A 21,827-nucleotide genomic window follows, 5' to 3' on the forward strand; every position below is an offset into this window, starting at 1 on the left:
TTTCTCCCTGCGTTCTCGGTTTGCATGCATTATCCCTGATGTGAATCAAAGGGGGTAACGCTCAATTGGTCGTAGGCTTTTGATAGAACAGTGCGGCACTCAACAGTTCCTGAGTGTAGCCCTGTTTCGGTGACTGGAATATCTCCGTTGCGTTTCCGTACTCGACCACCTTGCCATTCTGCAACACCAACAGCTTATGGCTCAGCGCTCTTACGACCGAAAGATCGTGACTGATAAAGATGTAGCTTAGCTGATAACGGGCCTGGATATCCCGCAGCAACTGGATAACCTGTTTCTGCACCGTGCGGTCGAGGGCCGAAGTGGGTTCATCGAGAATGATGACTTCCGGTTGCAACACCAGGGCCCTGGCGATCGCGATGCGTTGACGCTGCCCGCCCGAAAACTCATGGGGGTAGCGGTGTCTTGCCTCCGGGTCGAGGCCGACATCAGAGAGTGCCTGGATGACTTTCCGGTCCTGCTCTTCCGCACTGGCCGGGGTATGGATTTCCAACCCCTCACGAACGATCTCGGCGACGGACATCCGCGGGCTCAGGCTGCCAAAGGGATCCTGGAAAACAATCTGCACACGGCTGCGATAGGGCCGAAACCGCTTCTGGTCCAGATGTGCCAGCTCCTCGCCGTTCAGGCGAATACTGCCGGTGGCGCCCGTGAGCTTGAGCAGGGCATGGCCGATGGTGGTTTTACCGCTGCCGCTTTCCCCGACAATGCCGAGGGTTTCTCCGCGGGCCAGAGTAAAACTGGTGTCCTGAACCGCGTGGAAGTAGCGGGTTGTTCGGCCAAACAGGCTTTTTTTGATCACAAACCGCACATCGAGGTTGCTGACCTCAAGCAGCGGTTGATCTGATTGATCTGTGCTGACGGGATGCTCCGGGGGCTCGGCATCCAGCAGGCGACGGGTGTAGGGGTGTTCCGGCGCGCTGAACAGTTGCTCAGTGGTGGCCAGCTCCACCAGTTTGCCCCGTTCCATGACCGCGACCCGGTCCGCATAACGGTGCACGATGGACAGGTCGTGGGTAATCAGCAGGATGGCCATGCCGAATTCCCGTTGCAGGTCCCGTAGCAGTTCCAGGACCTGACGTTGCACGGTTACATCCAGCGCCGTGGTGGGCTCGTCGGCGATCAGCAATTCCGGCTCGTTGGCCAGCGCCATGGCGATCATGACACGTTGCTTCTGGCCACCGGATAACTGGTGAGGGTAGCTGTTCAGTCGGGATTCAGGCTCAGGGATACCAACCAGTTCCAGTAGTTCAAGGCAACGTTTGCGTGCCTGGGGGCCCCGCAATCCCTTGTGAAGGGCGAGGGTTTCACTGACCTGTTTTTCAACCGTATGCAGGGGATTCAGGGAGGTCATGGGTTCCTGAAAGATCATGCTGATCCGGTGCCCGCGAATTTGCCGAAGCCTTTTGTCATCCGCCTTCAGCATGTCCTCACCCTGGAAGAGGATCCGCCCGGAAGGGTAACGGGCGTGTCGTTCGTCCAGTAACCGCAGAATGGAAAGCGCGGAAACGGATTTTCCGGAGCCGCTTTCACCCACCAGGGCCAGGGTTTCTCCCCGGGTGATGTCGATGGAGAGGTCATCGACCACCAGATGATCTTGATCAAAGCGAATGGAGAGGTCTGAGATTTCCAGCAGCTTGGACATATCAGTTTTTTCTCGGATCAAAGGCGTCGCGCACGGCTTCGCCGACGAACACCAGCAGGGTCAACATCACGGACAGCGACACAAAAGCCGAGATACCGAGCCAGGGCGCGTGCAGGTTGGTCTTGCCCTGGGCGATCAGCTCACCCAGCGAAGGTGACCCCGAAGGCAGGCCGAACCCCAGGAAGTCCAGCGAGGTGAGCCCGGTAATGGCGCCCGTCAGAATGAAAGGCAGGAACGTGAGCGTCGCCACCATGGCATTGGGGAGGATGTGCCGGAACATGATTTTGCGATTACCCAGCCCCAGTGCCCTGGCGGCGCGAACGTATTCAAAGTTCCTTGCCCTGAGAAACTCGGCCCGGACCACATCCACCAGGCCCATCCAGCTAAACAGCAACATGATTCCCAGCAGCCACCAGAAATTGGGCTGGACGATACTGGACAGAATGATCAGCAGGTACAGCACCGGCAGACCAGACCAGATTTCGATGAATCGCTGGCCCAGCAGGTCGATCTTGCCGCCATAGAAGCCCTGGATCGCCCCGACGGTAACGCCAACAATGCAACTGGCAATGGTCAGTGTCAGGCCAAAGAGCACGGAAATCCGGAATCCGTAGATCACCCGTGCGGCGACATCACGGCCCTGGTCATCGGTACCCAGCCAGTTTTCGGCGCTGGGCGGGGCGGGAGAGGGCACCTCCAGATCATAATTGATGGTGTCATAGCTGAAGCGGATGGGTGGCCAGAGCATCCAGCCATTGGCCTTGATTTCGTCTGCGATGAACGAATCCCGGTAATTGGCTTCGGAGGGTAGGAAGCCGCCAAAGGTTTCCTCCGGCACGGCCTCCACTACCGGAAAGTAGAAATCACCCTGATAGGACACCACCAGGGGCGCATCGTTGGCAATGAGTTCCGCCACCAGGGACAAACCGAACAGTGCCAGAAAGACCCACAGGGACCAGAAGCCCCGGCGATTGTTGCGAAAGTTCCGCAGCCTTCGCTGCTGGATCGGGGTGAGTGACATCATGCCTCAGGCACCCTCCCGGCTTTCAAAATCAATGCGCGGGTCTACCAGCACGTAAGTGATGTCGCTGATCAGTTTCAGCACCAGTCCCATGAGCGTAAAGATGTAAAGCGTGCCGAAGATCACCGGGTAATCCCGGTTGAGTGCAGCTTCAAAGCCAAGCAGGCCCAAGCCGTCCAGGGAGAAAATGACTTCAATCAGCAGGGAACCGGTGAAGAACAGCGAAACCAGTACGCCCGGCATGCTGGCAATCACAATCAGCATGGCGTTGCGGAACACGTGGCCATAGAGTACCTGCTTTTCCTCGAGTCCCTTGGCCCTGGCCGTCACTACGTACTGCTTGCTGATTTCATCCAGGAACGAGTTCTTGGTCAGCAAGGTGAGGGTGGCAAAACCGCCGATAACATTGGCGGTGACCGGCAGCGCCAGATGCCAGAAATAGTCGCCGATTTTCTGGTACCAGTTAAGCTCGTCGAAATTGGAGGAGGTCAGCCCGCGAAGGGGAAACCAGTCGAAATAGCTGCCACCGGCAAACAGCACGATCAGCAGGATGGCAAACAGGAAACCCGGAATGGCATAGCCAACGACGATGGCAGAGCTACTCCAGACATCAAACCGTGAACCGTCAGTGATCGCCTTGCGAATGCCCAGGGGGATGGAAATCAGGTAGATGATCAGCGTGGACCAGAGACCGAGGGATATGGATACCGGCATTTTGTCAACGATCAGCTCAAGCACCGTTCGTTCACGGAAAAAGGACTCGCCAAAATTGAAGGTGGCGTAATCCCCCAGCATCTTGAAGAAGCGTTCATGGGCCGGCTTGTCAAAGCCGTACATGACCTCGATCTCTTTCAGCAGTTCGTCCGGGATGCCCCGTGAGCCACGGGTATCGCCGTCGGAGGAGGCCACTTCACCGCCACTGCCTCCGCCGCTGGCGCGGGCCAGGGCACCCCCGCCATGACCCTCCATTTCGGCGATCAGCTGCTCGACGGGGCCGCCGGGCGCCGCCTGTACGATAACGAAGTTAAGCAGCATGATGCCGATCAGCGTCGGAATGATCAGTGCCAGCCGTCGTAGTATGTATACGCCCATCTAGTGGAGCCCTTTCACCGTTGTACCGATCGCAATCATTGGGTCAGGGTTGAATCCACCAGTTGTCGATATCAATGCCGTTCTTGGGTGTCATGTCAGGGCGTTCCAGGTAACCCCAGTACGCAATACGGTCGCGGGGCAGATACCACTGGGGGATCACATAGTGACCGTGAAGAAGCACGCGATCCAGCGCGCGTACGCGGTGAACCAGTTCTTCGCGGTCCGGGGCCTGGATAACCTTGCTGACCAACTGATCAACCACCGGGTCGTTGACGCCCATGTAGTTCCTGGAGCCATTCACATCGACATTGGAGGAATGCCAGTACTCCCGCTGCTCGTTACCCGGCGAGTCGGACTGGGGCAACACCTGGGTAATCACGTCGTAATCGAACTGCCGTACGCGCTGAACGTACTGGTTGGTATCGACCAGCCGAACGGATACATCAATTCCAAGCCGGGCGAGGTTGTCTTTAAAGGGCAGTACAATACGCTCGAAGTTTTTCTGGTGCAGCAGCACTTCAAACGCCAGCGGCTGGCCATTGTCAGTGTTCACCATTTTCCCGTCGCGAATATCGTATCCGGCCTCTTTGAGCAGCTGCAACGCCTTGCGCAGGTTTTGACGGAGACCGTTTTTGCCTTCAATGACCGGCGGCTGATAGTCCTCGGTGAAGACGTCCTCCGGCAGTTGATCACGATATTGCTCCAGAATCTCGAGTTCCCGGCCTTCTGGCAATCCGGTAGAGGCCAGTTCGCTGTTCTCGAAGAAACTTTCTGTGCGGGTATATTGGCCGTAGAAGAGATTTTTATTGGCCCATTCGAAGTCAAAACCGTAAGACAGCGCTTCCCGAACCCTGGGGTCCGAAAACATCGATTTGCGGGTATTCAGGACAAATGCCTGCATGCCTGCGGGGCGTTGATGCTCAATGGCTTCCGTCACAATCGTGTTGTTGTCGAACTTGTCGCCGTTGTACGACGTGGCCCAGTTCTTGGCGGAAGATTCAATGCGGAAATCAAAACTGCCGGCCTTGAAAGCCTCCAGGGCCACAGTGTCATCAGAGTAGTAGTCGTAGCGAATTTCATTGAAATTGAAACGGCCTTTTCGACTTCCAATATCCCGGGCCCAGTAATCATCGACCCGTTTGTAAGTGATGGAGCGCCCGGCCTCGAAACTGCCGATCCTGTAAGGGCCGCTGCCCACCGGCGGTTTCAGACCATTGCGACCGAACTCACGGCCGTCCCAGTAATGGGCGGGCAGGATGGGCATTTGTCCAAGGATCAGGGGTAACTCACGATTATTGGTGTCGCCAAAGTCGAAGCGCACCCGGTGTTCATCTTCCACGGTGACTTCGGTGACGTCGGCGTAGTAATTCCGGTAGAACGGATGTCCTTCCGTTGTAAGCGTTTCGAAGGAGAATCTGACGTCCTCTGCGGTAATAGGTTCGCCGTCCTGGAAGCGTGCTTCCTCACGGAGGTTGAATATGACGTAGCTGCGGTCCTCCGGGGTTTCCAGGGATTCCGCAATCAGCCCGTAGGCGCTGAAGGGTTCATCATCGGACGATTCCAGCAGCGTGTCATACAGATAACTGCTGACTCCGGCGGCAGCAACACCGCGAATCACGAACGGATTGAAGGAGTCATAGCCGTTCGCCACGACCGCCATGCGTAGCGTGCCGCCCTTGGGGGCGTCCGGATTGACGTAATCAAAGTGGCTGAACCCCTCGGAGTATTTGGGGGCTCCATGCATGGCGATGGCGTGTCCGGTATCGGCATCCGCCGCCTGTGCGGGGAGTGGGGCAGCCAGGAGTGCCAAAGCCAGTGAGCAAAACGACGTAAGGTATGAGGTTGTCCGTGTTGTTGTCATAGATCTCGCACGTTTTGGTGAATCGTCCAGGAATCAATGATTGTTTTTATTGCCCGGAGTTCCCGCCGTTGGCGAAATTGTCAGGGGCTGTTCCTGATATCTACGTAGAGTACCAGACTTTGCCCCGGCTGGAGATAACGGGCGGAGTTCAGGTCGTTCCAACTTGCGATATCGCGCACATTGACTGAAAACCGGCTGGCGATGGCTGACAGGGAATCACCCTTGCGCACCTTGTAGCCAACCTTGCGAACCATGGCCTTGCCCCGGCCGTTGCTGGCCGTGGTTTTTGGTTGGGTGGTCTGTGACCAGATCACGAGTCGTTTACCGGGAATCAGCGGATCGCCCGGCGCCATATTGTTCCAGGCCGCCACCTGGCGAACGGAGACCCGATGTTCGCGGGCGATATCCCAGAACGTGTCCCCACGCCGGACGGTATAGTTGACGCGATTACCCTTCCGGTTGCGCGACTGCTTTTTCTCCAGACGCTGACTGGCACTGAGCGCGTACTGGTCGGAATTCTGGCTGGCGGAGGGGATCATCAGTCGTTGACCAACACGAATCATGTCGCCGGAGAGGTTGTTGACACGGCGAATAACGGACGTTGTGGTGGAAAACTTCTTTGCCACGGTGCTCAGGCTGTCACCCGCGACCACCTTATAGTTGCGCCAGGCTACTCGTTCATTTTCTGGGATTTTGCTCAGTGCCTCCCTGAACGTGCTGGCCTTTTCCCGTGGAATCAGCAGGCGGTGAGGACCGTCGGGGGCAGTTGCCCAGCGGTTGAAGGAGGGGTTGAGCAGATAGATTTCGTCGACATCCACCTCTGCCAGCTCTGCTGCCTGGGCAAGATCCAGTTGTGAACCGGTTTCCACCACTTCGAAATAGGGTTCGTCACTCAGCGGCGGCAGTTCGATGCCGTAGTCTTCGGGCTTGTCGAAAATCTTTGCCAGGGCAATCAGTTTGGGCACGTAGTGGGTGGTTTCCCGTGGCAACTTCAGGGACCAGTAATCCGTCGGTTTGTTGGCGTTACGATTTCGGCGCATGGCGATGGAAACCGTGCCGCCGCCACTGTTATAAGCCGCCAGGGCGAGGGTGTAGTCGCCGTCGAACCGTTTGGCCAGACGGTCCAGATAGGTCAGGGCAGCGTCTGTTGCTTCAATAATGTCTCGGCGGTCGTCGTGCCACCAGCTTTGAGTCAGGCCGAAGTATTTACCGGTACTGGGAATAAACTGCCACAGCCCGGCAGCCCGACCGTGAGAATAGGCGAAAGGGTCAAACGCACTTTCAACCACAGGAAGCAGGGCGAGCTCCGTTGGCAGGCCACGTTTTTCGGTTTCCGAAACGATGTAATGCAAATAGCGACTGCCGCGCTCAACCACTCGGCGGATGTAACTCGGGTGCTTACGGTACCAGTCGAGCTGGCTTTTTACCCTGGGGTCAGTGACGTCGTGATCAAGCTCAAAACCGGCCCGGAGGCGGTGCCAAAGGTCTGTTGTGGCATCGGCGTCATTGTCAGCCTGTTGCCGGGGAGAATCCAGTTTGTCCCTGGCACCTTCCGCTGCGGCTTTCAGTTCCGGTGCGATGGCTTCGTCGAGCTCTGTGCGGGCGTCTTTGTCTCTGCTGTCACCGGATTCAACGGACTCCTTCAGCTCATCGTCGCCGGCGGCAACCGTCGTTTCCCTGGAGTCGAGGGGGCTATCGCCGTCCTCATTGTTGTCGCCGAGATAGGTGGCGGGGTTGATCCAGTCAGGCGTACTATTTTCGAGGGTAGTGCAGCCGCCCATCAGGGCGCTCGCGAACAAAAGCGTGGAAAGTTGTCTGACCGGCATAGTAATACTTCCGACTGGCTGTATACGCCGGGATATGTATGGAAGCCCGGCACATTTAATAAGTTATGGCAATAATTTTGAAAGGATTCTATGGTCGCGGTCAGAAGGGGTCAAGAAACCTCTGGTTACGTCATTGAGAGGATTTGTTAACCGCGTTAGAAGTGATCCTTGCCATGTCGGACGGCAGCAAACACTTCATCCTCGGAAGTCGAAGGTAAGCCGTTGTCGGTGCAGTAGCTTTGCGCCGATTCGATAACCGCCGGGTCATCCCATCTGAGAAACGGGTTCAGTCGCTTCTCGTCACCTAGCAGTGAGGGTACGGTGGCCATCCCTTTATCGCGCAGAGCCTGGCATTTATCCTCAAAACGCCGCAGGTTGTCATCCTCCGGCAGCCAGTGCCGGGCGAACCTGAGATTGGCCAGGGTGTATTCATGGGCACAATAGACCAGCGCGTCATCGGGCAGGTCTCTCAGGCTTGCGAGGGACTCGCGCATCTGGGATGGCGTGCCTTCGAACAGGCGACCGCAACCGCAGACAAACAGGGTGTCGCCACAAAACAGCACCGGGTGGTCGTTGACCGGTGTCGCGGAAAAGTAGGCGATATGATCGAGGGTATGCCCCGGTACGCCAATGACCCGGAAGGTCATCGAATACCAGGTGACCTCGTCGCCCGGCCGTACCGCCTGGGTAATTCCTTTGAATGGCGACCCGGCCGGACCGGTGATCCTGCAATCCGGTGCGTCTCCGGCCAGGGCGTTTACCCCACCCACGTGGTCCGGATGGTGATGGGTCACCAGTATGGTGTCGAGCGTCAGATCATGCTGTCTGAGGTGTTCCCTGACCGGTTCCGCCTGGCCAGGGTCAACTATCAGAGCCTTGCCGGAATCGGTATCCGCAAGACACCAGATGTAATTGTCGTTAAACGCCGGGATGGCGGTGATGGTCAGCATAGCGCCCTACATGTGCCAGATGGATGTGCCTGTTATGATAATGCATTACCCGGAACGCCCCAAGGGGGCGGAAATCACCTGGCCGAGGGCAGAACACAATGGCATCGCGCGAACCCGTTGATTTCTCTTTACGGCATGACAGCTTTGAGAGGTGGTACCAGACGCCCCTTGGGCGTGCGCTGCTCGCGGATCAGCGTGCGTGCGTTGATTTCCATCTGAGCGAACTGGCCGGGGCAAGGCAGCTGCAGGTGGGGATCAGTCATCGTTTCCCGCTGGCCAGCGGCACCGATTTCTCCCAGAAGATCGTAAGCACCCCGAACTGGAGCCCGGCTATTCCCGACGGTGTCGCCGTCTGTGATGCGGATGAATTGCCTTTCCCGGGTGACTCCATGGATCTGGTGATACTTCACCACACGGCGGATTTCTCCCCCCATCCCCATCAGGTATTGAGGGAAGCCTCCAGGGTGCTACGCGGTGAGGGTACGATCCTGCTGATTGGCTTCAACCCCATCAGTACCTGGGGGTTGCGCAGGCTGTTGTCGAGATCTCGCACTGGTCCATGGGGCGGGCGTTTTCTGATGAAAAGCCGTATGGAAGACTGGCTCAGATTGCTGGACTTTTCGGTGGAGTCTTCGCGCTCATGCTTTTACCATTTGCCGCTGCAGAGGCCGGTGACGGAGCGTCGCCGCAATTTGCTCGAGAAACTCTGTGGTAACGGGATTCTTCCGGTGGGTGCCTATTACTGTATCCTTGCGAAAAAGCGGGTCTGCTCTCGCATTCCCCGTCGCCCCGTGTGGAAACAGCAGAAAGTGATTACACTGCCCGGTTCCGGAACCGTGGGTGCATCGCGAGGATGTGCCAGCCGATCCACTATCAAATCATCCAATTCAGGGAGCAGTAATGGCCGGTAAGGTTGTGCTTTATACCGATGGCGCCTGCAAGGGCAATCCTGGCCCGGGAGGCTGGGGCGTGGTGCTCCGATACGGAGAGACCAGGAAAACTCTCCATGGCGGTGAACCGCAGACCACCAACAACCGCATGGAGCTGATGGCAGCCATCAAGGGGCTGGAGGCTTTAAACCGGCCTTGCGAGATAGAGCTTTATACCGACTCTCAGTATGTCCGCAAAGGCATCACTGAATGGATGGCCGGTTGGAAGCGAAACGGCTGGAAAACCTCGGCAAAGAAACCGGTGAAGAACGAGGACCTGTGGCGGGAACTGGACAGCCAGGTGGCCCGTCATGCTGTTAACTGGCACTGGGTGAAAGGGCATTCCGGAGTTCCCGATAACGAGTTGGCGGATGAGCTTGCCAACCGGGGTGTCGAAGAACTGGCAAATGGGTAATCAGAGACGGGCAGGGGTATGAGACAGATAGTACTGGACACTGAGACCACGGGTATTGATCCATCGGAAGGTCATCGGATCATCGAAATCGGGTGTGTGGAGATGGTTGAGCGGCAGCTCACCGGCCGCAACTATCATGTTTACATCAATCCCGAGCGTGAAGTTGAAGCGGAAGCGATCACGGTCCACGGTATTACCAATGAGTTCCTGGCGGACAAGCCGGTGTTTTCTGAAATCGCGGACGAATTCTTCGAGTTTATCCGGGACGCTGAACTGGTCATTCACAACGCTGCGTTTGACGTGGGCTTCATGGACTCGGAATTTGCCCGCCTGAAACCCGTCCGCAAAACCGCGGATCATTGCGGTATTGTGGACTCCCTCGCTATTGCCCGGAAGAAGCATCCTGGCCAGAAAAACAGTCTGGACGCCCTGTGCAAGCGCTACGGCGTTGATAACAGTAATCGTGAGTTGCACGGCGCATTGCTGGATGCCGAGATCCTGGCGGATGTCTACCTGCTGCTGACCGGTGGTCAGACTGCACTTTCCCTGGATGCCGGTACCGACAATGACAGCGGCATGGATGGCATTCGTCGATTGTCCGCCGAGCGGAAGCCGCTGAAGGTTCTGAAAGCGTCTGAAGATGAGTGTGCGGCCCATGACGAGTTCATGGAACTGCTCTCCAAGCAGGCGGGCGGGACCGTCTGGGAGCGTATGGACAATCCGGGAGAGTAACGCCGGATCCGGGTACACTGAACCCAGAGTGCGAACTGGGTCGTGCTGTACTTTTTGTTACATTCCCGGTTTCTTGAGCTACTTGAGTTTTATGTTATAAGTAATGATAAGTTCGCCAGTTTTTTGCGAACACAATAATTAACCGGACAGGACAAAACCGGTTCATAACAAGGCCTCGAAGTCCATCGGCAGGGTCACACTCCAAGAACAGGACGCGGTAGTTTCCGCGAAGTCAACAGGAAGCGTTTATGGTTCAATCGTCTCTGGCGACGAAGTCACAGTCCTTTGATCTGGTCAAAAGTGAAATTGAGCAGACCATAAAGCAGGCAGAGTCCAGCCTTGAACGCTTTCAGGAAAACCGCGAGAGTGGGGAAGATCTGCAAAACTGTGTGGACTTCCTGAATCAGCTTCGCGGTATCTTCATTCTGGTGGAACTGCGCGGCGGCACGCTGTTGTGCCAGGAAGCCGTCACCATGGCGAACGACGTACCTGTCGGCGCCAACGATGACAAGAACATTCTGCTGACCACGCTCAACAGCGCATTGTTCATTCTGCGCCGTTACGTTGAATATTATCACCAGCAGCGGGCGGACCATCCGGAATTGTTGCTCCCGGTGATCAATGACTTGCGCGAAGCCCGCAGGGAAAAACCTTACCCCGAATCCTGCTTCTTTGACGTTGATGTCAAAGCCCGACCGGACTTCTGTTCCGGGGTCGCGCTTAAGCCCTTTGAGGGCAATGAATCAGAATACGAAATCCTCGCGCGCCGCATGAGGCTGACGTTCCAGGTCGCCCTGCTAGGCATTCTGCGGGAGCGTAATGACGTGGTCAGCAAAAAGCTGATCGGACGTGCCGCCAGGGGGCTGGCCAGGGTGTGCCAGGGAGCGCCGATGGGGCAGATGTGGTGTCTTGTCGCGATCGTGGCGGACACCATGCTGGATCGGGCCATGCCTTTTACCAAAGCCCGCAAGCGCATGTTCATGCGGATAGAAAAGTATGCCCGGGAGGTGGTTTACGTCGGCAAGGTGGCCACTTCCAAGGACGCTCCCGACTCACTGATCCGCGACTTGATCTATATCCTCTACCGGAGCGGGTCTGGCAATCCAGAGGTGGCCGGCATTCTGTCTGCGTACCGACTGGCGCCGGCGGAGTTCCCGGACTCCATGCTGGAGGCGCACGCAAGGAGGCTATACGGTCCCGGTGCGGATGTTCTCAAGTCGCTTTCCGAAGCATTGCAGGATGAGCTGAACCAGCTGAAGGACAAGCTGGATATCATTGAGCGTGGTATTGAACCTGATCTGGCAGAATTCTCATCAATCGCGGACACCCTTGAGAGGCTCGGTAACACCCTGGTCATGCTGGACCTGAACCAGCTTGCCGGAAAATGCCGGGGCGAGGCAGCCCGCCTGCGTAGCTGGGAGTCTGAGTCACGACCGCCTGCCGATGACGAGCTCTACGCACTGGCGGATTCCGTGCTTGGCATAGAAGACGCCATAATGCAGATTGTGACTCGTGGTATCACCTCGGAAACCGATGCCCTGGCAACGGGTGAACGTAAGCGCGATGAATCCCTGTATCTGCAGGAAGCGACTTACGTTGTGGCCGATGAGGCCAGGAGCGCGCTGACACTGGCCAAGCGTGCCATAACCGCCTTTATTGAGTCTGATTACGATAAACTGCATCTTGCCAACCTGCCTGGAACGCTGCACAGCATCTGGGGCGGGTTGCATATGGTCGGGGATCCCGGCGCCGCCAGTGTTCTGGAACGGGTTGCAGCCTCGATTCAGCAGCGACTGCTGGATTCCCGGGAAGCGCCGTCCCCACAGGTGCTGGAAGCTCTGGCGGATGCGCTGACATCCCTGGAGTATTACATCGAGAGCATAGGCAAGCGTGAAGATCGTAACGCAGACCTGCTACGCCTTGCCGAGTCATCACTAAACGATGTAGGCCTGTAGATAGGCATAAAAAAACCCTGCTCAGTAAGGCAGGGTTTTTTCAGGTCTGTCTGTCCGGGACTGCTTAGCCCATCTTGAACAGCTCGCCCAGTTTGGTAGCCAGCATCATGTCGCCTTCGGCGCGGAGTTGGCCGGCCATGAATGCCTGCATACCGTCAGTTTCGCCTGACACGATGCCCTGCAGGGTTTCAGAGTTCATGATCAGGGTTACGGAAGGATCGTCGTGTGCACCTTCGTGGAGTTTGCAGGTGCCATCCTTGATGACCAGGTGGTAGGTCTTGTCGTCTTCGATATCGAACTGGAATACCAGATCCAGGCCTTCGGCTGCGTCTGCGTTGAAATTCTGTTCGAGTTTGTCAAATACCTGAGCTACAGACATTATTTTACCCTTATTGATGATTGTCTTGGCTTGGCGACGGCTTGACGTCCCTGGCGGTGAGCCTGTTCCGGAAGGCCAGGGTTAGCCGACGCAGCCATTCGACTTTATGGTGCCAACATAGCAGTGTCAAGCTCGATCGAACGCTTGTTTTAAATTTTCGGGCGGCTTACCACAAAGACACCTGTAAGTTACAATCACCGCTTTAAAATCTGGCTGGAGAAGCACTTTGGAATTTCTGACAGAGTTCGGTTTGTTTATCGCCAAGGCCGTGACGATCGTCGTTGCCCTGGTCGTGGTTATCTCGGTGGTCATGTCAGCAGCCCAGAAGGATAAAGGTGACGACGGTGACGGCGAACTGAGGGTTCGCAAGCTCAATGAAAAGTATCGGAAACTGCGAGAGTCCCTGCACGCCCGCTTGCTTTCCAGTCATGAGCACAAGGCCTGGTCCAAGAAACACAAGAAAGAAGAGAAAGCCCGGGCCAAGGCAGAAAAGGAAAAACTGAAAGCCGGGGAAGGTCAGGCTGAAGACAAGAAGCGAGTGTTTGTCCTCGATTTCGACGGCGACATCAAAGCCAGTGATACCGACCCTCTGCGCAAGGCGATTACCGCTGTACTGAGTGTGGCGAATCCGGCTACGGACGAAGTGGTTATCCGACTGGAAAGCGGTGGTGGTCTGGTGCACTCCTACGGGCTGGCAGCCGCGCAGCTGGACCGCATCCGCAGCAAAGGCCTGCACTTGACCGCCTGCGTCGACAAGGTGGCCGCCAGCGGCGGTTATATGATGGCCTGTGTGGCGGACCGCATCGTGGCCTCTCCCTTCGCCGTACTCGGCTCCATCGGTGTTGTGGCCCAACTGCCGAACTTCCACCGACTCCTTAAAGAGAACAACGTGGATTTCGAAGTCCTGACCGCCGGCGAACATAAGCGTACATTGACGGTGTTTGGTGAAAATACCGACAAAGGCCGGCAGAAATTCCTGGAAGATCTCGAAGATACCCATGTGCTTTTCAAGGAATACGTCAGCGAGCGCCGGCCGGAGCTCGACATCTCGGCGGTCGCCAATGGCGATATCTGGTTTGGCCGCCGGGCACTGGACGTGAACCTGATCGACGAAATCAAAACCTCCGACGAATATCTCATTGAGGCCTGCGAAAGTGCAGACGTAATCTCAGTGAGTTACCAGCGCAAACGGACCTTGCCGGAAAAGCTTGGCCTGGCGACCAGCGCAGCCCTTGAGCACACCGTATGGAAATTGTTGAGTGCGTTTCGTAACCAGAAAATCCAGTAGCTGATACAGACAAACGGGGACCAGTATGACAACAACGACCGAATTCAAAGCCTGGCGCGTACAGGAGCGGGACGGAGAATATGTTGGCAGTGAACAGACCCTGTCGACCAGCGACCTGCCGGCGAATGAGGTGCTGATCAGGGTTAGTCACTCGTCCCTGAACTACAAGGACGCCCTGTCAGCTTCCGGAAACAAAGGCGTCACCCGCAACTTTCCCCATACCCCGGGCATCGACGCCGCCGGTGAAGTCATTGAATCCGCCACTGGGGAGCCGGCGGTTGGCAGCAAGGTCATAGTGACCGGCTACGACCTGGGCATGAACACCGATGGCGGCTTTGGTGAATACATCCGCGTCCCGGCCTCCTGGTGCGTTGCCATGCCCGACGGCTGGGAAAACCGCACCGCCATGATCTACGGCACCGCCGGCCTGACCGCCGGGCTGTGCGTCCAGAAACTGCTCAAAATGGGCGCAGCCCCGGAGCAGGGCAAAGTCGCCGTCTCCGGCGCCAGCGGCGCTGTCGGTAGCGTCGCGGTAGAGCTGTTATCAACACTTGGTTTCGACGTGATCGCCATCAGTGGCAAACAGGACCACGCCGACGAACTGAAAGCTCTGGGAGCCTCCGAAGTCGTTGGCCGTGACGCCCTGACCGCCGAGAAAAAGCCCATGCTCAAGCCCGCATTCGCCAACGCCGTAGACACCGTCGGCGGACAGCCCCTGGCAGAGCTCCTGAAACAGATCCAGCCAGGCGGCTCCGTATCCTGCTGCGGCCTCGTCGCCGGCCCGCAACTGGAAACCACGGTTCTGCCGTTCATCCTGCGGGGTGTAAACCTGCTTGGCGTGGATTCGGTAGAGATTCCGCTGGCAGATAAAGCCACTGTCTGGAAAAAGTTCGCTGGCGAGTGGGCGTGCCCCAAAACCGAAGCATCCGCCCGGGACATTGGTCGAGGTGAGCTGGATGGTGCGCTGAAAGCGTTTTTGAAAGGGGAGTCGTCTGGCAAGATCGTGCTAGATCACGCTCTTTAAGAGAGTCGATTCTTTTCTTTAGAAGGGACGGCTGTCTGAATAGTCAGCCAGAACAAAGGGGGAATGGGTTACCAAAACTGTGCGGAGCCATGGATGGCGGAGCCCAAGCCGCACATGGACGTCTCGAGGCGTGTTTTGGTAACCCATTCCCCCTTTGTTCGTCTGGGGAGTCAAAAAAGTTTAAGAAGCCCGACGACGAAACAGCGGCACGTCGGTATCCGTAGCAGCCTGATAACCCTGACTGAAAAAGTTCAGAGCACGGGCAGCCTTGGAAGCATCCTTATCTTCCCGCAAAGCGTAGCTATCAAACCCGCAACGCTTCATGAACTGCAACTGATCCAGCAGAACATCCCCGATTGCCCGCAGCTCAAACTGGTAGCCAAAACGCTCCCGCAACAGACGCGCAATGCTGTAACCCCGGCCATCGGCAAACTTGGGGAAGTTCACGGCAATCAGCTTCAGCTCATTGACCTGACCCTCAAGCAACTCCGGCTCATCGTGACTGTCGAACCAGACGCCAATATCATCGCGCCCCTCAAAATGCTCCTTGCCAGCCAGCCAGAGATCCACAGGAATCAGCGCCGGCTGACCTTCGGGAATATCCAGGGAATCACCGTCCGCCGGGCGGGGAACAACAACCCAGGAATCCTGCTTGATGGCCCCGTCTTTAGTGATAACTTCAGGCATAAACCCGCTCCTTGAATGGCTGAATTCCAATCCGACGGTAAGTCTCCAAGAAAGGCTCTTCCTCTTTCCGGTTGTTGACGTACACATCAATAATCTTGGCAATCACTTCCGGCATGTCCTCCTGGGCAAAAGACGGCCCAAGAATCTTGCCGATGGTCGCATCGTGATGAGAAGAACCGCCCAGACTTACCTGATAGAACTCCTCGCCCTTCTTGTCGACGCCCAGAACGCCAATATTGCCCACGTGGTGGTGGCCACAGGCGTTCATGCATCCGGAGATATTCAGATCAATCTCACCCAGATCGTAAAGGAAATCCATGTCGTCAAAGCGACGTTGGATAGACTCGGCAACCGGAATCGACTTGGCGTTGGCCAGGGCGCAGTAATCGCCACCCGGGCAGCAGATAACGTCAGTCAGTGTGTTGAGGTTGGCGGTCGCGAAGCCCATGGGCTCGATGTCTTGCCAAAGCTCAAACAGCTGGTCCTGGCGTACATCAGCCAACACGACATTTTGCTGGTGAGTGACGCGAACTTCGCCAAAGCTGTATTGGTCTGCCAGCTCGGCAATCTGTTCCAGCTGTGTATCGGACACATCGCCGGGCGGAGTGCCGGTCTTCTTCATGGTCAGGGTGACGATCGCATAGCCGGGCTTCTTGTGGCTGTCGACGTTATGGCTCAGCCACTGGTCAAACCGACGATTCTCGAATCGCTGGCTGGCCAGCTGTTCGGAAGCGTTCTCCAGAGCGTCATAGTCCGGCTCGGTGAAGTAGCCCTGAATGCGCTCAATGGCTTCGCGGGTCAGGCGGGTGGGGGAGTCCTTGATATGGGCCCACTCAGCCTCTACTTTCTCGGCAAAGCCTTCCGGCGTCAGCGCCTTCACCAGAATCTTGATTCTCGCCTTGAACTTGTTGTCCCGGCGGCCGTAACGGTTGTACACCCGCAGTACGGCTTCAAGATAGGTCAACAGATCCAGCTCCGGCAGGAACTCGCGAATCACCGGACCCACCATTGGAGTGCGGCCCAGGCCGCCGCCAACGTGAACGCGGAAACCAAGCTCGCCCTGATCGTTGCGCACCATCTGCAGGCCGATGTCGTGAACCTGGATGGCGGCCCGGTCGGTTTTCTCGGAGGCATTCACCGCCACCTTGAACTTGCGGGGCAGGAACGCAAATTCCGGATGGAAAGTGGACCACTGGCGAATGATTTCGCAGTACGGCCGTGGATCGGCCACTTCATCCACCTGGACGCCGGAGAACTGATCCGTGGTCGTGTTACGGATGCAGTTACCGCTGGTCTGGTTGGCGTGCATTTCCACTTCCGCCAGTTCCGCCAGAATGTCGGGCACATCTTCCAGTGCCGGCCAGTTCAGCTGAACATTCTGACGGGTAGTGAAGTGGGCGTAGCCCTTATCGTAATCACGGGTAATTCGTGCCAGGCGGCGTAGCTGTCCGGAATGGAGCATGCCGTAGGGGACACAGATCCGCAGCATGGGCGCAAGACGCTGAACGTAAAGACCGTTCTGGAGTCGAAGCGGGAGGAATTCGTCCTCGCTCAGTTCGCCGGCAAGAGCCCGCTCGGTCTGGTCACGGAATTGGGCAACCCGCTCGGCAGCTATCTGCCGATCGTGTTCATCGTATACGTACATAGTAAAACGTCCTGCAAAAACGCGTGGTATCAGGCTTTGAGGCCTTTTCTGGTGCGCAGAATATCATCGTGTATATATTCTTAAAATGATTATTTCCAAATATGTTTATCGATTTAGGTGATAATGAATTGGGAAAAACACTGGACGGATGTCAATTCCGTGCTTAACTTTAAAGGGCGAGTGTTCTGGCGGGGCTCAATCCCGTGTGCCAGATCCAGATAACAAAAAACAGTATCAGGAGGAATCCGGAATGAAGAAGAACGCACATTCTGACAGCAGTGTTGATGCCGTAGCAGCCGTGTTGCTGGTCATGCTGGTTGTGGCATTTGCCGTGGTCTGGGTAAGCGGACAGTAGCCTACTGTCCGGCCAGCACCAGTTTAACGACAATCACCAGGGTCACGACAAAACCAATGGTGAACAGCAGGCCCGCAATGATATAGGGAAGCGGGCTGTGGCTGGAAAAGTCCTCCTGCCGGCGCTTGTCCGACTGTACGCCGAAAGCGCCGGCGATGATGCTTTGCATGATTTTCAGCACCCCCGGATTTCCCGATCGGGACTTTTCGTTTCTGTTGTCCTCTTTTCCCTCGTTTGCCATCGGAACTATCCCGCTACAGTGAATTATTCAGCCGGGTCATAAGCCAGGCTGGGCGCCAACCAGCGTTCTGCGTCCGCCTTTGAAATACCCTTGCGCTCAGCATAGTCCTCGACCTGATCCGCGCCAATCTTGCCGACCGCAAAATACTTGGACTCGGGGTGGGCAAAGTACCAGCCGGATACCGCAGCGGTCGGGAACATGGCGAAGTGCTCGGTCAACTCAATGCCGGTTTGCCCGGTCGCATCCAGCAGGCTGAACAGTGCAGCCTTTTCGGTATGGTCGGGGCAGGCCGGGTAACCGGGAGCAGGGCGGATGCCGCGATAGCGTTCACGGATAAGGTCTTCATTGGCCAGCTTTTCATCCATGGCGTAGCCCCAGAATTCCTGCCGCACCCGTTCGTGCATCCGCTCAGCGAAGGCTTCGGCCAGCCGGTCGGCCAGGGCCTTTACCATAATGGCGTTGTAGTCGTCGTTACGGTCTTTGTATTCCACGGACAATTCTTCAGCGCCAACCCCCGTGGTCACAGCAAAGCCGCCTACGTAATCGGCGGTGCCGGATTGTTCCGGCGCGACAAAGTCCGACAACGTCATCATTGGCTTGCCCGGGGCTTTATCATCCTGCTGGCGCAAGTGGTGCAGGGTGGTCAGTTCCTCGGTTCTGGTGTCGTCCTTGTAAACAACAATGTCATCGCCCCTGCGGTTGGCCGGCCAGAAACCGATCACGCCCCGCGCGGACACCCGCTTTTCATCGATCATCTGGCGCAGAATTTTCTGCGCGTCGTCAAAGAGCGTGCGGGCCGCTTCGCCACGCTTGGGGTCATCGAAAATGGCCGGGTATTTGCCGGACATATCCCAGGAGATGAAGAACGGCGTCCAGTCGATGTAGTCCACCAGTTCGTTGAGGTCATAGTCCTCAAAGACACGAATGCCGGTGAAGGCCGGTTTCGGGGGCTGATAGCCATCAAAATCGATGTCCGGCGCGCGGTCACGGGCTTCTTTCAATGACACCAGCTTGGTGCGATCGCCACGATTCTTGCGGCGTTCGCGAATCTCGTCGTACTCGGTGCGAGCCGCCTCGACCAACGCAGGTTTTGCTGTGTTGCTCAGCAGTTGCGAGGCAACGTTCACGCAGCGTGAAGCGTCAGAGACATACAGTGCAATGTCGTTCTTGTACTGGGGCTCGATCTTGACGGCCGTGTGGGCCTTGGATGTGGTTGCGCCGCCGATCATCAGCGGAAGGTGGAAATCCAGGCGCTGCATTTCCCGGGCAACATGAACCATTTCGTCCAGGGATGGAGTGATCAGACCACTGAGGCCGATAATGTCGACGTTTTCCTTCTTCGCCGTCTCCAGGATCTTGTCGCAGGGCACCATGACGCCCATATCGATCACTTCGTAGTTGTTGCACTGGAGTACCACACCTACGATGTTCTTACCGATATCGTGGACGTCGCCTTTCACGGTGGCCATCAGGATCTTGCCCTTGGCCTTCTGGCCTTCGCTCTTCTCCGCCTCGATAAACGGAATCAGGTGAGCAACGGCCTGTTTCATCACTCGGGCGCTCTTGACCACCTGGGGCAGGAACATCTTGCCGTCACCGAACAGGTCGCCCACCACGTTCATGCCATCCATCAATGGACCTTCGATCACCTCGATGGGATGTTCGGCCTCAAGGCGGCAGTCCTCGGTGTCCTCAATGATGTAGCTGGTAATACCCTTGACCAGTGCGTGTTCGAGACGCTTCTGCACTGGCCATTCACGCCAGGCCAGGTCCTCTTCCTGGGTCTTGCCGCCTTTACCCTTAAAGCGCTCGGCAATCTCCAGAAGGCGGTCGGTGCCGTCGTCCCTGCGGTTGAGCACGACGTCTTCCACCAGTTCCTTGAGCTCCGGATCGATCTCATCGTAGATCACCAGCTGGCCCGGATTCACGATCCCCATGTTCATCCCGGCCTTGATGGCGTGGTACAGGAACACGGAGTGGATCGCCTCACGGACCACATCGTTGCCGCGGAACGAGAAGGACACGTTGCTGACGCCGCCGGAAATGCTGGCATGGGGCAGGTTTTCCCGAATCCAGCGGGTGGCGTTGATAAAGTCGACGGCGTAGTTGTTGTGCTCTTCAATGCCGGTCGCAATGGCAAAGATGTTGGGATCGAAAATGATGTCGCCCGGGTTGAATCCGATGCCGGTCAACACGTCGTAGGAGCGCTTGCAGATCTCGGTCTTGCGCTCGTAGGTGTCTGCCTGGCCCTGTTCGTCAAAGGCCATGACCACCACGGCGGCGCCATAGCGCATGCAGTCTCGGGCGCGCTTGATGAACTCCTCTTCGCCTTCCTTGAGACTGATGGAGTTCACCACGGCCTTGCCCTGGATGCAGCGCAGGCCGGCTTCGATCACGTCCCATTTGGATGAGTCGATCATAAGGGGAACGCGGGAGATATCCGGTTCGGAGGCAACAAGTTTGAGGAAGGTCACCATGACCTCCTTCGATTCCAGCATGCCTTCGTCCATGTTGATATCGATGATCTGGGCGCCGTTCTCCACCTGGTCACGGGCAACGCTTAACGCTTCCTCGTACTGTTCCTCTTTGATCAGACGCAGGAAGCGCTTGGAGCCGGTGACGTTGGTGCGTTCACCCACGTTGATGAACAGGGTGTTCTCGTCACCGGTGAATGGCTCCAGGCCGGAAAGGCGCAGGGCCTTGGGGCGGTCAGGAATCTGGCGGGGCGGATACTTGGCCACCGCATTGGCAATGGCTTCGATATGGTCAGGGCGTGAGCCACAGCAGCCGCCGATAATATTGAGGAAACCGTCTCTGGCAAAGCCTTCGATGATCTCCGCCATTTCTTCCGGCGTCTGGTCGTATTCGCCGAATTCGTTGGGCAGACCTGCGTTCGGATGGGCACTGACGTAGGTTTCCGCCTTGGTGGACAGCTCTTCCACGTACGGGCGCAAAGCGTCGGCCCCGAGGGCGCAGTTCAGACCTACGGAAATGGGCTTGGCATGAGCCACCGAGTTCCAGAAGGCTTCCGTCGTCTGTCCAGACAGGGTGCGGCCGGAAGCATCGGTGATGGTGCCGGAAATCATGATCGGCAGGGTAATGCCGCTGTCTTCAAAATATTGCTGGGTGGCGTAAATGGCCGCCTTGGCATTCAGGGTATCGAAAATGGTCTCGATCAGGATCAGGTCGGAGCCACCTTCTACCAGGCCTTCCACCGCTTCGTAATAGTTGTCCACCAGGGTCTGGAAATCGACATTGCGATAGCCGGGGTTGTTCACATCCGGAGAGATGGAGGCCGTGCGCGAGGTGGGGCCAACGGCACCGGCGACAAACCGCGGCTTTGCCGGGTTTCTCGCGGTAAAGTCGTCCGCGATCTGCCGCGCCAGCTTGGCGGCGGCAACGTTCAGCTCTTTGGCGATGGATTCCAGCCCGTAATCCGCCTGGGACAACTGGGTTGAGTTGAAGGTATTGGTCTCAATGATGTCCGCGCCGGCGTCCAGGTAATCCGCATGAATATTGCGGAGCAGGGCAGGCTGGGTCAGGTTCAACAGGTCATTGTTGCCCTGAACTTCCCGGTCGTAATCCGCAAAACGATCACCTCGAAACGCTTCCTCGTCCAGCTTGAGGTTCTGGATCATGGTACCCATGCCGCCATCAAGGACAACAATGCGTTCCTGCAGGGCCTTGTGGAGCTGTTCCAGGCGAGTGGTGCGATCGGTCATAGCGTACTTCCGGAAGTCGTGTTTAACGTCGTATTTAACTGA

The 21,827-nt window shown here is 56.9% G+C and carries 17 protein-coding genes; 6 read left to right on the forward strand and 11 right to left on the reverse strand.

What is annotated here, in order from left to right; translation table 11 throughout:
- Positions 1-61: 61 nt before the first annotated feature.
- From ACJO3M_RS06005 to gloB, 6 genes are all read right to left on the reverse strand, one after another.
- On the reverse strand, positions 62-1,663 hold the full coding sequence (locus ACJO3M_RS06005) for an ABC transporter ATP-binding protein (RefSeq protein ID WP_407000463.1): 1,602 nt from the start codon (positions 1,661-1,663) through the stop codon (positions 62-64).
- A 1-nt stretch (position 1,664) separates the two neighbouring features.
- Positions 1,665-2,684 carry an ABC transporter permease gene (locus ACJO3M_RS06010; protein ID WP_407000916.1) on the reverse strand — a complete coding sequence of 340 codons (1,020 nt, stop codon included), beginning with the start codon at positions 2,682-2,684 and terminating at the stop codon, positions 1,665-1,667.
- 6 nt (positions 2,685-2,690) lie between these two features.
- The gene (locus ACJO3M_RS06015) at positions 2,691-3,776 is read right to left on the reverse strand and encodes a microcin C ABC transporter permease YejB (protein ID WP_407000464.1); all 1,086 of its coding nucleotides are present in this window, start codon (positions 3,774-3,776) and stop codon (positions 2,691-2,693) included.
- Positions 3,777-3,819: 43 nt separating this feature from the next.
- The gene (locus ACJO3M_RS06020; RefSeq protein WP_407000466.1) at positions 3,820-5,637 is read right to left on the reverse strand and encodes an extracellular solute-binding protein; all 1,818 of its coding nucleotides are present in this window, start codon (positions 5,635-5,637) and stop codon (positions 3,820-3,822) included.
- Positions 5,638-5,717: 80 nt separating this feature from the next.
- A complete protein-coding gene (locus ACJO3M_RS06025; RefSeq protein ID WP_407000467.1) occupies positions 5,718-7,463 on the reverse strand; it encodes a lytic transglycosylase in 1,746 nt (581 codons plus the stop codon).
- Between the two features lie 155 nt (positions 7,464-7,618).
- Positions 7,619-8,413, reverse strand: a complete 795-nt coding sequence (gloB, locus tag ACJO3M_RS06030; RefSeq protein ID WP_407000469.1) for a hydroxyacylglutathione hydrolase — start codon at positions 8,411-8,413, stop codon at positions 7,619-7,621.
- Between the two features lie 98 nt (positions 8,414-8,511).
- Between gloB and ACJO3M_RS06035 the strand changes: the two genes are divergently transcribed.
- The 4 genes from ACJO3M_RS06035 (at position 8,512) to ACJO3M_RS06050 (ending at position 12,444) form a co-directional block, all read left to right on the forward strand.
- Positions 8,512-9,324 (forward strand): class I SAM-dependent methyltransferase, encoded by an 813-nt coding sequence (locus ACJO3M_RS06035; protein ID WP_407000470.1) that lies wholly within the window; start codon positions 8,512-8,514, stop codon positions 9,322-9,324.
- Positions 9,314-9,757, forward strand: coding sequence for a ribonuclease HI (rnhA, locus tag ACJO3M_RS06040; RefSeq protein WP_407000471.1), 444 nt, complete (start codon positions 9,314-9,316; stop codon positions 9,755-9,757). The genes ACJO3M_RS06035 and rnhA overlap by 11 nt, the downstream gene beginning before the upstream one ends.
- Before the next feature lie 18 nt (positions 9,758-9,775).
- Positions 9,776-10,489 (forward strand): DNA polymerase III subunit epsilon, encoded by a 714-nt coding sequence (gene dnaQ, locus ACJO3M_RS06045; RefSeq protein ID WP_407000472.1) that lies wholly within the window; start codon positions 9,776-9,778, stop codon positions 10,487-10,489.
- Positions 10,490-10,737: 248 nt separating this feature from the next.
- Complete coding sequence (locus ACJO3M_RS06050; RefSeq protein ID WP_407000473.1) at positions 10,738-12,444, forward strand: FimL-related protein; 1,707 nt, start codon at positions 10,738-10,740, stop codon at positions 12,442-12,444.
- Between the two features lie 64 nt (positions 12,445-12,508).
- Here the strand turns inward: ACJO3M_RS06050 and ACJO3M_RS06055 are convergent, their stop codons facing one another.
- The gene (locus ACJO3M_RS06055; RefSeq protein ID WP_406985233.1) at positions 12,509-12,823 is read right to left on the reverse strand and encodes an SCP2 sterol-binding domain-containing protein; all 315 of its coding nucleotides are present in this window, start codon (positions 12,821-12,823) and stop codon (positions 12,509-12,511) included.
- Positions 12,824-13,049: 226 nt separating this feature from the next.
- On the opposite strand from ACJO3M_RS06055, the gene sohB reads away from it, so the two are divergent.
- On the forward strand, positions 13,050-14,111 hold the full coding sequence (gene sohB, locus ACJO3M_RS06060; protein ID WP_407000474.1) for a protease SohB: 1,062 nt from the start codon (positions 13,050-13,052) through the stop codon (positions 14,109-14,111).
- A 25-nt stretch (positions 14,112-14,136) separates the two neighbouring features.
- Positions 14,137-15,135, forward strand: a complete 999-nt coding sequence (locus tag ACJO3M_RS06065; RefSeq protein WP_407000475.1) for a YhdH/YhfP family quinone oxidoreductase — start codon at positions 14,137-14,139, stop codon at positions 15,133-15,135.
- A gap of 180 nt (positions 15,136-15,315) precedes the next feature.
- Here the strand turns inward: ACJO3M_RS06065 and ACJO3M_RS06070 are convergent, their stop codons facing one another.
- The 4 genes from ACJO3M_RS06070 to metH form a co-directional block, all read right to left on the reverse strand.
- Positions 15,316-15,822: a DUF934 domain-containing protein gene (locus ACJO3M_RS06070; protein ID WP_407000476.1), complete on the reverse strand. Its 507-nt coding sequence runs from the start codon at positions 15,820-15,822 to the stop codon at positions 15,316-15,318.
- The gene (locus ACJO3M_RS06075) at positions 15,815-17,467 is read right to left on the reverse strand and encodes a nitrite/sulfite reductase (RefSeq protein ID WP_407000477.1); all 1,653 of its coding nucleotides are present in this window, start codon (positions 17,465-17,467) and stop codon (positions 15,815-15,817) included. The genes ACJO3M_RS06070 and ACJO3M_RS06075 overlap by 8 nt, the downstream gene beginning before the upstream one ends.
- 356 nt (positions 17,468-17,823) lie before the next feature.
- Positions 17,824-18,063, reverse strand: coding sequence for a DUF2970 domain-containing protein (locus tag ACJO3M_RS06080; protein WP_407000478.1), 240 nt, complete (start codon positions 18,061-18,063; stop codon positions 17,824-17,826).
- 23 nt (positions 18,064-18,086) lie between these two features.
- Complete coding sequence (gene metH, locus ACJO3M_RS06085; RefSeq protein ID WP_407000479.1) at positions 18,087-21,785, reverse strand: methionine synthase; 3,699 nt, start codon at positions 21,783-21,785, stop codon at positions 18,087-18,089.
- Positions 21,786-21,827 lie beyond the last annotated feature (42 nt).

The sequence above is a fragment of the Marinobacter alkalisoli genome (genome assembly GCF_045449795.1).
Taxonomy (GTDB): domain Bacteria; phylum Pseudomonadota; class Gammaproteobacteria; order Pseudomonadales; family Oleiphilaceae; genus Marinobacter.

Bases quoted from the DNA above. Each gene is read 5' to 3' on its own strand.
- ACJO3M_RS06070 (WP_407000476.1), bottom strand. From the start codon at position 15,822: ATGCCTGAAGTTATCACTAAAGACGGGGCCATCAAGCAGGATTCCTGG.
- ACJO3M_RS06075 (WP_407000477.1), bottom strand. From the start codon at position 17,467: ATGTACGTATACGATGAACACGATCGGCAGATAGCTGCCGAGCGGGTT.
- metH (WP_407000479.1), bottom strand. From the start codon at position 21,785: ATGACCGATCGCACCACTCGCCTGGAACAGCTCCACAAGGCCCTGCAG.
- ACJO3M_RS06005 (WP_407000463.1), bottom strand. From the start codon at position 1,663: ATGTCCAAGCTGCTGGAAATCTCAGACCTCTCCATTCGCTTTGATCAA.
- ACJO3M_RS06080 (WP_407000478.1), bottom strand. From the start codon at position 18,063: ATGGCAAACGAGGGAAAAGAGGACAACAGAAACGAAAAGTCCCGATCG.
- ACJO3M_RS06010 (WP_407000916.1), bottom strand. From the start codon at position 2,684: ATGTCACTCACCCCGATCCAGCAGCGAAGGCTGCGGAACTTTCGCAAC.
- ACJO3M_RS06035 (WP_407000470.1), top strand. From the start codon at position 8,512: ATGGCATCGCGCGAACCCGTTGATTTCTCTTTACGGCATGACAGCTTT.
- ACJO3M_RS06020 (WP_407000466.1), bottom strand. From the start codon at position 5,637: ATGACAACAACACGGACAACCTCATACCTTACGTCGTTTTGCTCACTG.
- dnaQ (WP_407000472.1), top strand. From the start codon at position 9,776: ATGAGACAGATAGTACTGGACACTGAGACCACGGGTATTGATCCATCG.
- ACJO3M_RS06015 (WP_407000464.1), bottom strand. From the start codon at position 3,776: ATGGGCGTATACATACTACGACGGCTGGCACTGATCATTCCGACGCTG.
- gloB (WP_407000469.1), bottom strand. From the start codon at position 8,413: ATGCTGACCATCACCGCCATCCCGGCGTTTAACGACAATTACATCTGG.
- rnhA (WP_407000471.1), top strand. From the start codon at position 9,314: ATGGCCGGTAAGGTTGTGCTTTATACCGATGGCGCCTGCAAGGGCAAT.
- ACJO3M_RS06050 (WP_407000473.1), top strand. From the start codon at position 10,738: ATGGTTCAATCGTCTCTGGCGACGAAGTCACAGTCCTTTGATCTGGTC.
- ACJO3M_RS06065 (WP_407000475.1), top strand. From the start codon at position 14,137: ATGACAACAACGACCGAATTCAAAGCCTGGCGCGTACAGGAGCGGGAC.
- ACJO3M_RS06025 (WP_407000467.1), bottom strand. From the start codon at position 7,463: ATGCCGGTCAGACAACTTTCCACGCTTTTGTTCGCGAGCGCCCTGATG.
- ACJO3M_RS06055 (WP_406985233.1), bottom strand. From the start codon at position 12,823: ATGTCTGTAGCTCAGGTATTTGACAAACTCGAACAGAATTTCAACGCA.